Consider the following 12,962-nt stretch of genomic DNA (forward strand, 5'->3'; position numbering starts at 1 on the left):
TCAACGCGCGTAGCGCAACAGAGGTTTCGTGGTTACATCCTGGTTGCTTCTTTGCCGCCGCTTTGCCGGGACCTCCCCTTACCCTCGTAGCCATGACCAGCGACGACATCGCACGCCCCGGCATCTCCCGCTCCATCGAGACCCTCTCGGCGCTCTCCCCGGACCAGACCGAGGCGGTCCTCGGGCTCCTCGCCGAGGCCGCGCAGGCCGACGGCCAGCAGGCGGTGTCCGAACAGGGCCGGTTGCAACTGCGGGGCGGCACCCGCGAGGGCGTGTCCCATCTGCTGCTGTTCGTCGGCGACGAACTGGCCGGCTACGCCCAGCTGGAGGACACCGACCCGGTGGAGGCCCCCGCGGCGGAGCTGGTCGTCCACCCCGCCCACCGCGGTCGCGGTCACGGCCGCGCGCTGGGCTCGGCGCTGCTCGCCGCCTCCGGCAAGCGGCTGCGGGTGTGGGCCCACGGCGGCCACAGCGCCGCCCGCCACCTCGCCCAGGTCCTGGGCCTGACCCTCTTCCGCGAGCTACGGCAGCTGCGGCGCCCCCTGACCGGCCTGGAGCTGCCCGACCCGGTGCTCCCGGCGGACGTGACGGTCCGCGCCTTCGTCCCCGGCGAGGACGACGCCGCCTGGCTCGCGGTGAACGCGGCCGCGTTCGCCCACCACCCCGAGCAGGGCTCCCTGACCCAGCGCGACCTCGACGACCGCAAGTCCGAGGCCTGGTTCGACCCCGCGGGCTTCTTCCTGGCCTTCCGGGACGGCGAACTGGTCGGCTTCCACTGGACCAAGGTGCACGCGGCCGAACAGCTCGGCGAGGTCTACGTCCTCGGTGTCCGTCCCGGCACCCAGGGCGGCGGCCTCGGCAAGGCCCTCACCACGATCGGCCTGCGCCACCTCGCCGCCCAGGGCCTGCCGACCGCGATGCTCTACGTCGACGCCGACAACAAAGCGGCCGTCTCGGTCTACGAACGGCTCGGCTTCACGACGTACGAGACCGACCTGATGTACCGCACGGAGACGTGAGGCCCGATGGCTCCCAGCAAGACGTGAGGTCCCGATGAAACTGACCGAACTCGTCGCCCTGGTCCTCACCGACCTGTCCGCCGGGACCCCCGCGGCCCCGAAGGTGTCGTACTCCCCCCCTCGACGAGGGCTGGGTGGAGGTGCTCCTCCAGGACGACGACGGCATGGGCGTCGGCTTCGGGGTCGATCCGGCACGCCCCGAGACCGACGTGCTGTGCGACCTCGCCGACCGGATCCCTGTCGCCTACGTCGAGTTGTACGCCGTCGGCCTGCCGGTCGTACCCGGCACGCCGCGCCCCGCCCGGGCCGACGTGGTGGACGGGGTCGCGGTCTGGACGGACCCGGCGGGCGGGCCGTGGTCCTGCCCGGTGGGCCGGTACGGCGACGCCGTACGGTCAGGACGCCAGGTGTGACCTGAGACCGCGCACCGGCTCCACCGCGCAGGCCGCTCCCAGCAGGACCGCGCCCGCCAGCACCACGGCCCACCGCAGGTGCGCCGCCTCCCAGTCCGGGGCTCCCACCGGGACGAACAGCTCCCAGCGGGCGGGAAGCAGGAGAGGGGCGAGGAGGGCCAGGGTCAGGACGCCGGCCGCCACCGAGGGGCCGGGTTCGGGTTCGTCCGTGAAGCGGACCGCCAGTGCCGCGGCGGCCAGCGCGAGGACGGCCGTCGCCGCCGCCTCCAGGGTGATCGCTCCGAGAGGCGGCCGTGCCCGTCCCGGCAGCAGGGCCAGCGCGGCCGCCCACCACAGCGCGGCGACCGGGGCGACCAGCGCGACCCGCAGCCCACTGCGGACCCAACGCCGGGTGGGCACAGGGGCGGTGAGCCGACGGGCCGGGTCGTCGAGGAGAAAGGCCAGGCCCAGGGCGAAGACGAGGGCGGCGGCCCGGAGAAGGTTCAGGCCGAGCCAGTCGTCCGGCGAGCGGGACAGCAGCCGGGGCAGACCGGCGACCAGCAGGCCGACAACCGCCGCGGCGCCGACAGCCCGCCACGGCACGGTCCGCGCCACGGCCACCACGAGCACCCCTCGGGTGCCCCCGTCACTCCTGCGCACAGTCCCGCTCCCCCTTCGGCACCTCGGTCCCCAGCATCCGCGCCACCCGGTCCGTAGAGACCCCGGACCTGGTCAGCTCGGCCCAGTGCCGCTTCACGGAGGCGGTCACCTCACCGCGCGGCCGACCCAGCAACTCCCGTACGACATCGGTCTGTCCCGCCGACATGGACAGCCCGCTGGTCGGGGCGAGGACGCTCCCGGACCCGGTGACGCTGTCGTCGATCCGGACGTTCGCGAGGTCGGCCATCGGGTGCGCGTCGGCGCCCAGGGCCAGCCACATCGCGGTGACCACCCTGCCGTCGCACAGCTCGCTGCCCTTCGACTCGTCACCGGCGACCAGCACATAGGCGACGGCGACCGCGAACGCGGGGACCCGGTTGCCGCCCCACCGCGTGTCGACGGTGACCTGGTGCGGTGTGGTGAGCGGTTCCATCGCCGCGTCGCCGTCCAGGCCGTAACGGGCCTCGACCCGCTGCCGTACGAGAAGGGGCTGCCGGGCGGCGGTACCGCCGGCCAGGGACTGGACGCGGTCCACGACGCCCGCCCAGGCGCCCGTCCGGCCGGTCCACTCGGGGAAGGCGCAGTAGGTCGAGCCGCCGTGCCGCACACACGACTGGTCCCGCTGCGGGGAGACCGTGGCCTGTTCGCGGGCGGCGGCCAACTCAGGTGACACACCCGCGGACTGGCCCACCGCGCCGGCCAGCGTCAGCGCGAGCGCACCCGCCGCGCCGGCCTTCAGCGACAGCACCCGGCCGCCGCTGGCCAGGACCGCGGCGAGGGCCAGCAGCAAGATCAGACCCGTCAGATACAGCGCGTGCCAGGCCGCGGGGCGGCCGACGAGGTCCGACGGGAGGACGGTGCCGCCGCTGGTCTCGCTCACGATCGGCGACAGCCACCGCGTCCACTGGGCGTCGTCGGTGCCCGTGGAGAGGAACACGCTGAAGACGAAGAGTCCGACCACGCCGACCGGCGCCGCGAACGTGGACGGGACCAGCCGGGCGAGCAGCACCCCGAACGCGCCGCACAGCAGCACGTACAGGGGGCCGACGGCCAGTTCGGCGAGGGAGCCGTGGCCCACGGCGCCCGCCCTGAGGGCCTGCCGGGTGAACTCGCCGAGCACGACCAGCGCGGTGACGGCGACGAAGGGCACCACCGACAGCACGTGCGCGACCGTCCGCCGCCACGGCTCCATGACCAGCACGTCGAACTGCCGGTCGGTACCGCGTTTGCGGGAGCGCAGGGTGCACCGGTTGACGCACACGAACAGGGCGATCCCCAGCAGCAGGGGCCCGGCCTGGGTGTGCCGGTCGGCGTCCTGGAGGGCCGGGAAGGCGTCCATGCCTTCCTTCGAGTCGAACAGCGTCCAGGCGGTGTAGCCGACGTACAGCACGAGGGTCACCAGCACCGGGATGTACCGCAGCAGGTCGCGTGCCTCGAACCGGGCGAGGGCGAACACGGCGGCCCAGGAGCGTCGTTGATCGTCCTCGGGTACGGCGGCGGTCTCGGCCGGCGTCTTGGTGGCCAGGCTCATGCGGTCGCCACCTCCGCGTCCACGTCGTCCAGGGTGAGCAGGTAGCCGTCCTCCAGGGTGGGTTCGAGGAGATCGGCACCGGTGGGCGGGTCGCCGACGTTGCGGAAGGAGCCGGTGCCGGTGCGCCAGCCCGCCTTGGCGCCCGGGGCGCGTTCCGTGCTGCTCCACACCCGGCCGGCCGCGCGTGCGGTCAGTTCGGCGGGGGTGCCTTCGAAGAGGATGCGGCCGCGGGCCATGACGAGGACACGGTGGCAGAGCATCGCCACGTCCTCGGTCTGGTGGGTGGACAGGAGCACGGTCCGCCCCTCACCCGCCTGCGCGATCAACTCCCTGAACCGCATGCGCTGTTCGGGGTCGAGGCCGACGGTCGGCTCGTCGAGGACAAGGAACCCGGGGTCGCCGACGAGGGCCGCGGCCAGCGCGACCCGCTGCCGCATCCCGCCGGACAGCTTCTTGATGCGCTGGGCGCGTACGTCCCCGAGGTCGACCTCCTCCAGCACGCGCCGCACCTCGCGGTGGCGTGCGGTGCGGTCGGTGAGCTCCTTGAGGATCGCCACGTAGTCGACGAACTCGAAGGCGCTGAAGTCCGGGTGGAACCCCGGGGTCTGCGGCAGATAACCGAGCGAACGACGGACCTCCTGACGCCCTCGCGAGCTGCCCGGGTCGTGGCCGAGGACCGTGAAGGAGCCCCGGTCGGCGGGCACGGCGGTGGCCAGCACCCTGAGCAGGGTGGTCTTTCCGGCCCCGTTGGGCCCGAGCAGCCCGGTCACACCCGGCGTGAGCCGCAGCGACACGTCGTCGAGGGCGCGGGTGCCGCCGTAGCGGAGATGGAGCCCGGAGGCGGAGACGGTGGCGGTCATTCGGCGCTCCCGTTGAAGAGGTCGAAGCGGTCACGGAGAAGAAGGAGCAGCCCTGCGGCGAGTGCGGCGACCGCCCCGGCCACGCCCTGCCCGGTCGCCGTGAACGGCGCGAGCGGGTCGGCGTTCGTGTGCTGCGCGGACAGCAGTACGGCGATCCAGGCGCCGCCGACCAGGGACGGGGCGAGGACCGGGCCGAGCCTCGGGGTGAGGGCGAGGCCGGTCGCGGTGAGGGCGAGGGCGGGCAGCAGCCAGGCCAGGGCGCGCAGGCCGTAGCCGGGCAGGGCGAGGGTGGCGAGCCCGTTGAGGCCGAGGCCCGCGACCAGCACGGCGAGCGTGCGGATCATCAGCAGCCGGAAGCCGTGGGTGGGCGCGACGACCGTCATCTCGTAGGTCGGGTCCAGCACCGGACCGTACGACAGCGCCACGCCGGCGAGCGGCAGCAGTGGGGCGAGGGCGAGGAACAGGGTCGGCGACTCGGTCGTCCGCACCGCGCCGACGGTCACCAGCAGCAGGAACACCACGGCCGCCAGCCACGAGCGCCGGAGCACCGGCGTGGCCGCGAGCAGCCGTGCCGTGTGGTCGGCGATCCCGACCCGGGTCAGGAGCGCCTCGAACCATCCCGGCCGGGGCGCGTCCAGTTCGGCGTCCAGCCGTTCCCACCCGGAGTCCAGCGCCACCGGGTCGGTGACCTCGGCGAGCAGCCCCCGGCACTCGGCGCAGCCGGCCAGATGGGTGTCGGCGGACCAGAGCAGGGGGGCGGCCAACTCGCCCTGGGCGTAAGCCCGTAGATCGTCCTCGGCCACATGCCACGTCATGCCGCCACCTCCTCGACTCGTCCCTGTGCCGCAACACCGGGCACCTCGGGCCCCGTCCGCCTCCACGGTCGTCCGTCGCCGTTCACGCGAGCGCCTCCCTCAGTTGCTTGCGGGCCCGCATCGCCCGGGTCTTGACCGTGCCGGGCGGGATGCCCAGCAGGACGGCGGCCTCGCGGGTGGTCAGTCCGTCGATGACCGTCGCCTGGAGCACCGCCCGCAGCTCCGGTGACAGCCGGACGAGGGCGCCCGCGAGGTCCCCGTGCTCCACCCCCGCGAGCACGCGTTCCTCCGCGGACGCCTCGTCCCGGTGCCGCAGCCGGGACAGGGTCTGCCTGAGCCGGCCCCGCGCCCCGTCACCGCGCAGCGCGTCGATCAGCCGCCGCGAGCCGATCCGCCACAGCCACCCGGCCACGTCACCTTCCTCGCGATAACGCGCGGTCCCCCGCCACACCGCGAGGAAGGTCTCCTGTACGACGTCGTCGACCACGCCCGCGTCCGCGCAGCGCCCCCGCAGCCGGGCGAGCAGCCAGGGCGCGTACCGCCGGTACAGCTCCTCGAAGGCGCGCCGGTCACCGTCGGCCGCGATGGCCCGCAGCAGATCCCCGTCGCTTCTCGTTTCCCTCACGCCCCTTCATCGGACGACCCCCGCCGACCGGTTCACCCGGCGACGAGGAAACCACGCTTGACTTTCCCGGCCCCCTTCAACCACCCTTTCACTACTCAATTAGTGAAAGGGTGGTTGTCCGCGTGGTCGAGTACCGCATCGACCGGCGCTCCGGCGTCGCCACCTACGTGCAGATCGTCCAGCAGACCAAGCAGGCCCTCAGACTGGGTCTCCTCGAACCCGGGGACAGGCTCCCCACGGCCCGCGAGGTCGTGGAGGCCACCGCCATCAACCCGAACACCGTGCTCAAGGCATACCGCGAACTGGAGCGCGAGGGCCTGGTCGAGGCCCGCCGCGGGCTCGGCACCTTCGTCCGCAGGACGCTCGGCGCCGGCGCCCACGCGGCCGACACGCCCCTGCGCGCCGAGCTCGACGACTGGGCGAAGCGCGCCCGGTCCGCCGGCCTGGGCCGCGAGGACGTCGACGCGCTCTTCACCGCCGTACTCGACGAGCACTTCCCTAAGGGGGACCAGTGAGTTCCACCAGCACCGCCCCGGCCGTCGCCCTGGAGGCGTCCAGCCTGGGCAAGCGGTACGGCAGGCGGGCCCCGGCCCTCGACGGCTGCTCCTTCCGGCTGCCCATGGGCCGCATCAGCGCACTGGTCGGCCCCAACGGCGCCGGGAAGTCCACCCTCCTCGCCATGGCCGCCGGCCTGCTGCGGCCCACCTCCGGCACGCTCACCGTCCTCGGCCGGGCGCCCCGCGAGGCCCGCGACCGGATCGCCTACCTCGCCCAGAACAAGCCGCTGTACCCCCAGCTGACCATCGCCGAGACCCTGCGCATGGGCGCCGAACTCAACCCCGCCCGCTGGGACGCCGCCCGCGCCTCCCGGATCGTCGAGCAGGGCGGCCTCGACCCGAAGTCCCGCATCCGCGGCCTCTCCGGCGGCCAGCGCACCCGGGTCGCGCTCTCCCTCGCCCTCGGCAAACGGCCCGACCTGATGCTCCTCGACGAGCCGATGGCCGACCTCGACCCCCTCGCCCGGCACGAACTGATGGGCACCCTGATGGCGGACGCCGCCGAGCACGGCACCACCGTGCTGATGTCCTCGCACATCGTGGCCGAGCTCGCCGACGCCTGCGACCACCTGCTGCTCCTGGGCGGCGGCCGGGTCCGGCTCGGCGGCGGCATCGACGACCTGCTCGCCGCGCACACCCTGGTGACCGGCCGCGGCACCCCCGCCGACCTGGCCCCGCACACGGTGATCGAGTCCCGCACGGCGGGCCGCGGCCTGACCGCCCTGATCCGCCGCGACGGCCCCGTGGGTGAGGGCTGGGCGACCGAGGAGCCCTCGCTGGAGGAACTGCTGCTCGCCCACCTGCGCGCCCCGGAGGCACCCGCGCTGCTCACCCCGGGCACCACCGCGACCACCTCGACCACCGAGGCGGTGACGGCATGAGCACCACCACCCTCGAAAAGGCCCCCGCTCCCGTGCGGCGCCCGGCACCTGGCGGTCTGGTCCGCACCGTGCTGCGCCTGCACCGCACAGCCCTGTGGATCTGGCTGGCCTTCGTGGCGTTCACCGCCGGCCTGCTGCTGTGGCTGACCGGCCCCGGCGCCGACGACACCGCCCGGCAGCTGGAGAAGTTCGGCTACGGCGGGGTCATGGAGGCCGCGTACTCCGGCGACACTCTCCTCTACTTCACTTCGGGCGCCTACAACAACCTCTTCTACGACCCCGACACCCTGATCACCCTGGGCTCCTTCGCCGTCGCCCTGTTCGCCGGCGGCCCGCTGATCGCCCGTGAACTGGAGAGCGGCACCGCCCGGCTCGCCTGGACCCAGTCGGTCTCCCCGGCGCGCTGGCTCGCCGCCAAGCTCGCCGTGCCGGCCGCCTTCGTCGTCGTCGGAACGGGCCTGCTCACCCTGCTGTACCGGCAGCTGTGGTCCGCCCACAGCAACCTCCTGATCGCCGGTATCGGCCCCCGTTCCCTCTACTTCTCCCTCGGCCCGGCCACCGTCGCCGCGCCCCTGCTGGGTCTCGCCCTCGGTGCCCTGATCGGTCTCGCCGTCCGCCGCACCCTGCCCGCGCTCGCGTACAGCGGCTTCGCGTACTTCCTGGTCTACGCCTTCCGCGGCAACCACTGGCCCTTCCAAGGCCGCTACCAGCAGCCCGATCTCAGCTCCCGCAGCTCGGCGTTCACCTCCACCGGCGCGGAGACCGGCGACCCGGGGTGCTACTCGGACAAGACCTGTCTCGCGCGGCACGACATCGTCCGCTTCACCCGCGAGTACCTGCCGTCCTCCCACTACTGGCCCCGCCAGCTACTGGAGACCGGTGTCCTGCTCACCCTCACCGCTGTGGCGGTCGCGCTCGCCTTTGCCGTCCTGCGCCGACGGGCGGCCGCGGGATGAGCACACCGACCGTCCTGCCGGGGCTCATCCGGACCGTGCTGCGGCTGCACCGCACGGCGCTGATCGTGTGGGCCCTCTTCGTCCTCGGCGGCGTCGGCTACCTGGTGTGGCTGACCGAGGTCACGGCCGTCTCGGCGTACGCGACCCTGGCCGCCTGCCCCAGAGGCGAAGCCTGCGGACTCGGGGCCGCCTACACCTACAGCACAGCCATGGGCTGGATCAGCACCTTCATGTACTACAGCTTCTGGGCCGTCGCCGCCTGGGCGGGCGGCGCGCTCATCGGCCGTGAGCTGGAGAGCGGCACCGCCCGGCTCGCCTGGTCGCAGGGCGTCTCCCCGGCGCGCTGGCTCGCCGCCAAGCTCGCGCTGCCCGCGGCCGGCCTCGTCCTCGGCGGCGCCGTGTTCGTCCCCGTGTACCGCTGGGCCTGGTCGGCGCACCGGGACCTGATGGGCGAGAACCTGCTCTTCAACGACGTGTTCGCCGACCACGGCCCGCTGGTGGTGGCCTACGGCCTGTGCGCCCTCGCGGTCGGCACGCTCACCGGCCTGCTGCTGGGCCGCGCGCTGCCCGCCCTGGCGCTCTCGGTCGCCGTGATGACGGTCCTCAACCGCTTCCTGGAAGGCCGCCGCCCCGACCCCCTCCCCACCTCCGGATTCTGGCCCGCCCACCTCACCGAAACCGCCCTCGTCCTCGCGGTCGCCGCGCTCGCGACCACCGCGGCCTTCCGGCTGCTGCATCGCCGCACCGCCTGAGCCGTACCCGCACGTCCCCGGCAGAAGTCCGCGACGCGCGGCCCCGGCCCCTGGCCCACCCCTCGCCAGATCGGCATGACCCTCACCACCACCGACTGGGGGCTGCAGCAGCCTCCCGCCCGACGCACCGGCGAATGACGTCGCCGCGTCCTCGCTGATGGCGAGGCGCAGGCCCTGGAAGTCGCCTCCAGGGGGCCAGGAGCAAGGGACCCGCGGCCCCGGTGCGCCCGCACCCGGCCCCTGGCCCGCGCCCCACTGGGCCCGAGGCCCCACCCTCGCTCACCCCTGGACCTCTCGCCCCCGCCCCGGGCCCGCCACCACCCCGCTGGCCCCCGCACTTCACCCCCGGCCTCCGCGAGGAACACCCGCACAGACCCCCGGGAGCCGTTCCGCGATATCCCGAACGCCATGTCGCCGTAACCATCGGTTCAGACAGGCTTGCGAGGCTCACCGAATGAAGCCCGCCGCGCCAGAGCCTTCGCCGCCGCCCGAGGGATTCGCGGGGAACGGGGACGCCCCGGTCGCCGCCGTGCTCCCGCTCGCCGCCTCCGACGCGCCCGTTTCGCTCCTGGCGCGGAAGAATGGGTCCATGAGCCAGTCGAACACCCAGGCAGAGGTCCAGCACGTGCAGCCCTCCGTGGGCTCCATAGCCGCGCACCGCCCGCACACCGTGTCGGCGACCGTCTCCGATCTCGAACCCGACCTCGACGCCGATCTCGACGCGTACGAGGAGATCCCGGTCGACGGTGCCGCCCAGCTCCCGCAGGGTCGTTTCCTCGACCGTGAGCGCAGCTGGCTCGCGTTCAACGAACGCGTCCTCGAACTCGCCGAGGACCCGAACACCCCCCTCCTGGAGCGCGCGAACTTCCTCGCGATCTTCGCCAGCAACCTGGACGAGTTCTTCATGGTCCGGGTGGCCGGACTGAAGCGCCGTATCGCCACCGGCGTCGCCACCCGCTCCGCCTCCGGCCTCCAGCCCCGCGAGGTGCTGGAGATGATCTGGGCCCGCTCCCGCGAGCTGATGGCCCGGCACGCCGCCTGCTACCACGAGGACGTCGCCCCCGCACTCGCGGAGGAGGGCATCCACCTGGTCCGCTGGAACGAACTCCAGGAGAAGGAGCAGGCCCGCCTCTTCACCCTGTTCCGGCACCAGATCTTCCCGGTCCTGACCCCCCTCGCGGTCGACCCGGCGCACCCCTTCCCGTACATCTCCGGCCTGTCCCTGAACCTGGCCGTGATCGTGCGCAACCCGGTCAACGGCAACCGCCACTTCGCCCGGGTCAAGGTCCCGCCGCTGCTGTCCCGCTTCCTGGAGTCCTCCCCCGGCCGCTACGTCCCCATAGAGGATGTCATCGGCGCCCACCTGGAGGAGCTGTTCCCGGGCATGGAGGTGATGGAGCACCACACCTTCCGGGTCACCCGCAACGAGGACCTGGAGGTCGAGGAGGACGACGCCGAGAACCTCCTCCAGGCCCTGGAGCGGGAGCTCATGCGGCGCCGCTTCGGCCCGCCGGTACGCCTGGAGGTCGAGGAGTCCATCGACCGCGAGGTGCTCGACCTCCTCGTACGCGAACTGAAGATCTCCGAGGCGGAGGTCTACCCCCTGCCCGGCCCCCTGGATCTCACGGGCCTCTTCCGGATCGCCGGCCTCGACCGCCCCGAGCTGAAGTACCGCAAGTTCGTCGCCGGCGTCCACCGCGACCTCGCCGAGGTCGAGTCGGCGTCCTCGCCGGACATCTTCGCCGCCCTGCGCGCCCGGGACGTGCTGCTGCACCACCCCTACGACTCCTTCTCCACGTCGGTCCAGGCCTTCCTCCAGCAGGCGGCCGAGGACGACGACGTCCTCGCCATCAAGCAGACCCTGTACCGCACTTCGGGCGACTCCCCCATCGTCGACGCCCTCATCGACGCCGCCGAGGCCGGCAAGCAGGTTCTCGTCCTGGTCGAGATCAAGGCCCGCTTCGACGAGCACGCCAACATCAAGTGGGCGCGCAAGCTGGAGGAGGCGGGCTGCCACGTCGTCTACGGCCTCGTCGGCCTGAAGACCCACTGCAAGCTGTCCCTGGTGGTCCGTCAGGAAGGCGACACGCTGCGGCGGTACAGCCACGTCGGCACCGGCAACTACCACCCGAAGACCGCGCGGCTGTACGAGGACCTCGGCCTGCTCACCGCCGACCCGCAGGTGGGCGCGGACCTGTCCGACCTGTTCAACCGGCTGTCCGGCTACTCCCGTCGCGAGACCTACCGCCGCCTCCTCGTGGCCCCCAAGTCCCTTCGCGACGGCCTGATTTCCCGCGTCAACAAGGAAGTCCAGCACCACCGCGCAGGGCGTCCGGCCTTCATCCGCATCAAGGTCAACTCCTTGGTGGACGAGGCGCTCATCGACTCGCTCTACCGCGCCTCCCAGGCGGGCGTACCGGTCGACGTCTGGGTGCGCGGCATCTGCGCGATCCGCCCGAACGTCACCGGCATGTCCGAGAACATCCGCGTCCGCTCGATCCTCGGCCGGTTCCTCGAACACTCCCGGGTCTTCGCCTTCGGCAACGGCGGCGAACCCGAGGTGTGGATCGGCAGCGCCGACATGATGCACCGCAATCTCGACCGCCGGATAGAGGCACTGGTCCGGGTCACCGACCCGGCCCACCGGGCAGCCCTGAACCGGCTGTTGGAGACCGGCATGTCCGACACCACCGCGTCCTGGCACCTCGGCCCGGACGGCGAGTGGACCCGGCACGCCACGGATGCGGACGGCCAACCCCTGCGCAACGTCCAGGAGATGCTCATAGACGCCCGGAGGCGCCGGCGTGGCACAGCAACACCTTGAACCGACGGATCCCCTGTCCGGGCACGTCGGGACGTCCCCCGCTCCCGGCTCCGCCCGAGCGGCAGGGGCCGCCGCCGGGGACGCCCTCGCGGACTACCTGCGGTCCCAGGCCACGGAGTTCCTCCGCGCCCTGCGCCAGCACCGCGAGTCCGGCGCTGCGGCGGGCGCGGAGGACCCGGCCGACGCGGCCCGGGCCCTGCGCCGCTCGGTCCGCCGTATCAGCGCCAGCCTGCACACCTTCCGCCCGCTCCTCGACCCCGACTGGTCGGAGTCCCTGCGCCCCGAACTGGCCTGGCTGTCAGGGACCTTGGGCATGGAGCATGCGTACGAGTCCCGTCTGGAGCGCCTGTTGCTGGCCCTGCACAGGCTGTCGGGGGCGGTGTTCCCGACACAGCCGGCGAGTGCCGCCGTGGGCACCGCCGGCTCCCCCGCCCACCCGGCGTCCGCCCCGGACCGCGGCAACCTGACAGTGGGCGCCGCGAAAGCAGGCGCCCTCCTCGACCGCCAGCTCACTCTCGCCCGCACCCGAGCCCACAGCACCGCCCTCCAGGCCCTCGGCTCCTCCCGCTTCCACGCCGTCGCCGACAACATCGCCGTACTCGCGAGCGAAGTCCCCTTGACGAAAACGGCCCTCACCACCGACCTCCACCCCATGGCGGGCGCGGCCCAGGAACGCCTCGAAGACGCGGTGACCGCCCTCCCCCTGGTCACCGCGGGCCACCCCTACAACGCCGAGGCCCTCATCCACGGCCTCTCCCCGGACCCCTCCCCCCACCCCCAGGACGCCCCCTGGCACCAGGTCCGCCTCCTGCTGCGCCTGCACCGATACGCGAGGGAGGTCCTCACCGGCGGCAACCCTCCGGTGGAGGTACGGCTCCTGACCGCGGGTCAGGCCCTGGACCGGCACCGGGACGCCTCGGAGGCCGCGGCGGCGGCCGCAGCGGCGGCCCGGACCCCCCGCATCGCCCCGGCCACCGCCTATGCCCTGGGCGTCCTGCACGCCGATCAGCGCCACGAGGTGGAGGCGGCACGGTTCGCGTTCCAGCAGTGCTGGCAGAAGCAGACGGTCAGCACCTGACTCAGGCGGTGA

Annotated in this window: 13 protein-coding genes; 8 read left to right on the top strand and 5 right to left on the bottom strand. The window is 73.2% G+C overall.

Annotated features, from left to right (window positions below; all coding sequences use genetic code 11):
* The first annotated feature begins 92 nt into the window (after positions 1-92).
* Together mshD and ABZT93_RS21430 are read left to right on the top strand one after the other, a co-directional pair.
* Positions 93-1,019: a mycothiol synthase gene (gene mshD / locus ABZT93_RS21425; protein WP_356106564.1), complete on the top strand. Its 927-nt coding sequence runs from the start codon at positions 93-95 to the stop codon at positions 1,017-1,019.
* Between the two features lie 134 nt (positions 1,020-1,153).
* Positions 1,154-1,432 (top strand): hypothetical protein, encoded by a 279-nt coding sequence (locus tag ABZT93_RS21430; protein ID WP_356106566.1) that lies wholly within the window; start codon positions 1,154-1,156, stop codon positions 1,430-1,432.
* Here the strand turns inward: ABZT93_RS21430 and ABZT93_RS21435 are convergent.
* The 5 genes from ABZT93_RS21435 to ABZT93_RS21455 all read right to left on the bottom strand — a co-directional run bounded on the left by ABZT93_RS21435 (position 1,415) and on the right by ABZT93_RS21455 (position 5,902).
* On the bottom strand, positions 1,415-2,071 hold the full coding sequence (locus ABZT93_RS21435) for an ABC transporter (protein WP_356106568.1): 657 nt from the start codon (positions 2,069-2,071) through the stop codon (positions 1,415-1,417). The two genes, ABZT93_RS21430 and ABZT93_RS21435, sit on opposite strands and share 18 nt — an antisense overlap.
* Positions 2,058-3,602, bottom strand: a complete 1,545-nt coding sequence (locus ABZT93_RS21440; RefSeq protein ID WP_356106569.1) for an ABC transporter permease — start codon at positions 3,600-3,602, stop codon at positions 2,058-2,060. The genes ABZT93_RS21435 and ABZT93_RS21440 overlap by 14 nt, the downstream gene beginning before the upstream one ends.
* Positions 3,599-4,462, bottom strand: coding sequence for an ABC transporter ATP-binding protein (locus ABZT93_RS21445; RefSeq protein ID WP_356106571.1), 864 nt, complete (start codon positions 4,460-4,462; stop codon positions 3,599-3,601). Before ABZT93_RS21445 ends, ABZT93_RS21440 begins: the two co-directional genes overlap by 4 nt.
* Positions 4,459-5,277: a zf-HC2 domain-containing protein gene (locus ABZT93_RS21450; RefSeq protein ID WP_356106573.1), complete on the bottom strand. Its 819-nt coding sequence runs from the start codon at positions 5,275-5,277 to the stop codon at positions 4,459-4,461. Before ABZT93_RS21450 ends, ABZT93_RS21445 begins: the two co-directional genes overlap by 4 nt.
* Before the next feature lie 82 nt (positions 5,278-5,359).
* Positions 5,360-5,902 (bottom strand): RNA polymerase sigma factor, encoded by a 543-nt coding sequence (locus ABZT93_RS21455; RefSeq protein WP_356106575.1) that lies wholly within the window; start codon positions 5,900-5,902, stop codon positions 5,360-5,362.
* Between the two features lie 122 nt (positions 5,903-6,024).
* Between ABZT93_RS21455 and ABZT93_RS21460 the strand changes: the two genes are divergently transcribed.
* The 6 genes from ABZT93_RS21460 (at position 6,025) to ABZT93_RS21485 (ending at position 12,950) form a co-directional block, all read left to right on the top strand.
* Positions 6,025-6,417, top strand: coding sequence for a GntR family transcriptional regulator (locus ABZT93_RS21460; protein ID WP_356106577.1), 393 nt, complete (start codon positions 6,025-6,027; stop codon positions 6,415-6,417).
* Positions 6,414-7,340, top strand: a complete 927-nt coding sequence (locus tag ABZT93_RS21465) for an ABC transporter ATP-binding protein (protein WP_356106579.1) — start codon at positions 6,414-6,416, stop codon at positions 7,338-7,340. The genes ABZT93_RS21460 and ABZT93_RS21465 overlap by 4 nt, the downstream gene beginning before the upstream one ends.
* Entirely contained in the window at positions 7,337-8,296 is a 960-nt protein-coding gene (locus ABZT93_RS21470) for a hypothetical protein (RefSeq protein ID WP_356106581.1), read from the top strand. Before ABZT93_RS21465 ends, ABZT93_RS21470 begins: the two co-directional genes overlap by 4 nt.
* Positions 8,293-9,048 carry a hypothetical protein gene (locus ABZT93_RS21475; RefSeq protein ID WP_356106582.1) on the top strand — a complete coding sequence of 252 codons (756 nt, stop codon included), beginning with the start codon at positions 8,293-8,295 and terminating at the stop codon, positions 9,046-9,048. Before ABZT93_RS21470 ends, ABZT93_RS21475 begins: the two co-directional genes overlap by 4 nt.
* A gap of 589 nt (positions 9,049-9,637) precedes the next feature.
* A complete protein-coding gene (locus ABZT93_RS21480) occupies positions 9,638-11,872 on the top strand; it encodes an RNA degradosome polyphosphate kinase (RefSeq protein WP_356106584.1) in 2,235 nt (744 codons plus the stop codon).
* Entirely contained in the window at positions 11,853-12,950 is a 1,098-nt protein-coding gene (locus tag ABZT93_RS21485) for a CHAD domain-containing protein (protein WP_356106586.1), read from the top strand. Before ABZT93_RS21480 ends, ABZT93_RS21485 begins: the two co-directional genes overlap by 20 nt.
* Positions 12,951-12,962: the final 12 nt, after the last annotated feature.

The sequence above is a fragment of the Streptomyces sp. NPDC005303 genome (assembly GCF_040607335.1).
GTDB lineage: Bacteria > Actinomycetota > Actinomycetes > Streptomycetales > Streptomycetaceae > Streptomyces.

Excerpts from the sequence above, each read along its gene's own strand:
- mshD (WP_356106564.1), top strand. The coding sequence starts at position 93 with ATGACCAGCGACGACATCGCACGCCCCGGCATCTCCCGCTCCATCGAG.
- ABZT93_RS21440 (WP_356106569.1), bottom strand. The coding sequence starts at position 3,602 with ATGAGCCTGGCCACCAAGACGCCGGCCGAGACCGCCGCCGTACCCGAG.
- ABZT93_RS21445 (WP_356106571.1), bottom strand. The coding sequence starts at position 4,462 with ATGACCGCCACCGTCTCCGCCTCCGGGCTCCATCTCCGCTACGGCGGC.
- ABZT93_RS21450 (WP_356106573.1), bottom strand. The coding sequence starts at position 5,277 with ATGACGTGGCATGTGGCCGAGGACGATCTACGGGCTTACGCCCAGGGC.
- ABZT93_RS21470 (WP_356106581.1), top strand. The coding sequence starts at position 7,337 with ATGAGCACCACCACCCTCGAAAAGGCCCCCGCTCCCGTGCGGCGCCCG.
- ABZT93_RS21475 (WP_356106582.1), top strand. The coding sequence starts at position 8,293 with ATGAGCACACCGACCGTCCTGCCGGGGCTCATCCGGACCGTGCTGCGG.
- ABZT93_RS21480 (WP_356106584.1), top strand. The coding sequence starts at position 9,638 with ATGAGCCAGTCGAACACCCAGGCAGAGGTCCAGCACGTGCAGCCCTCC.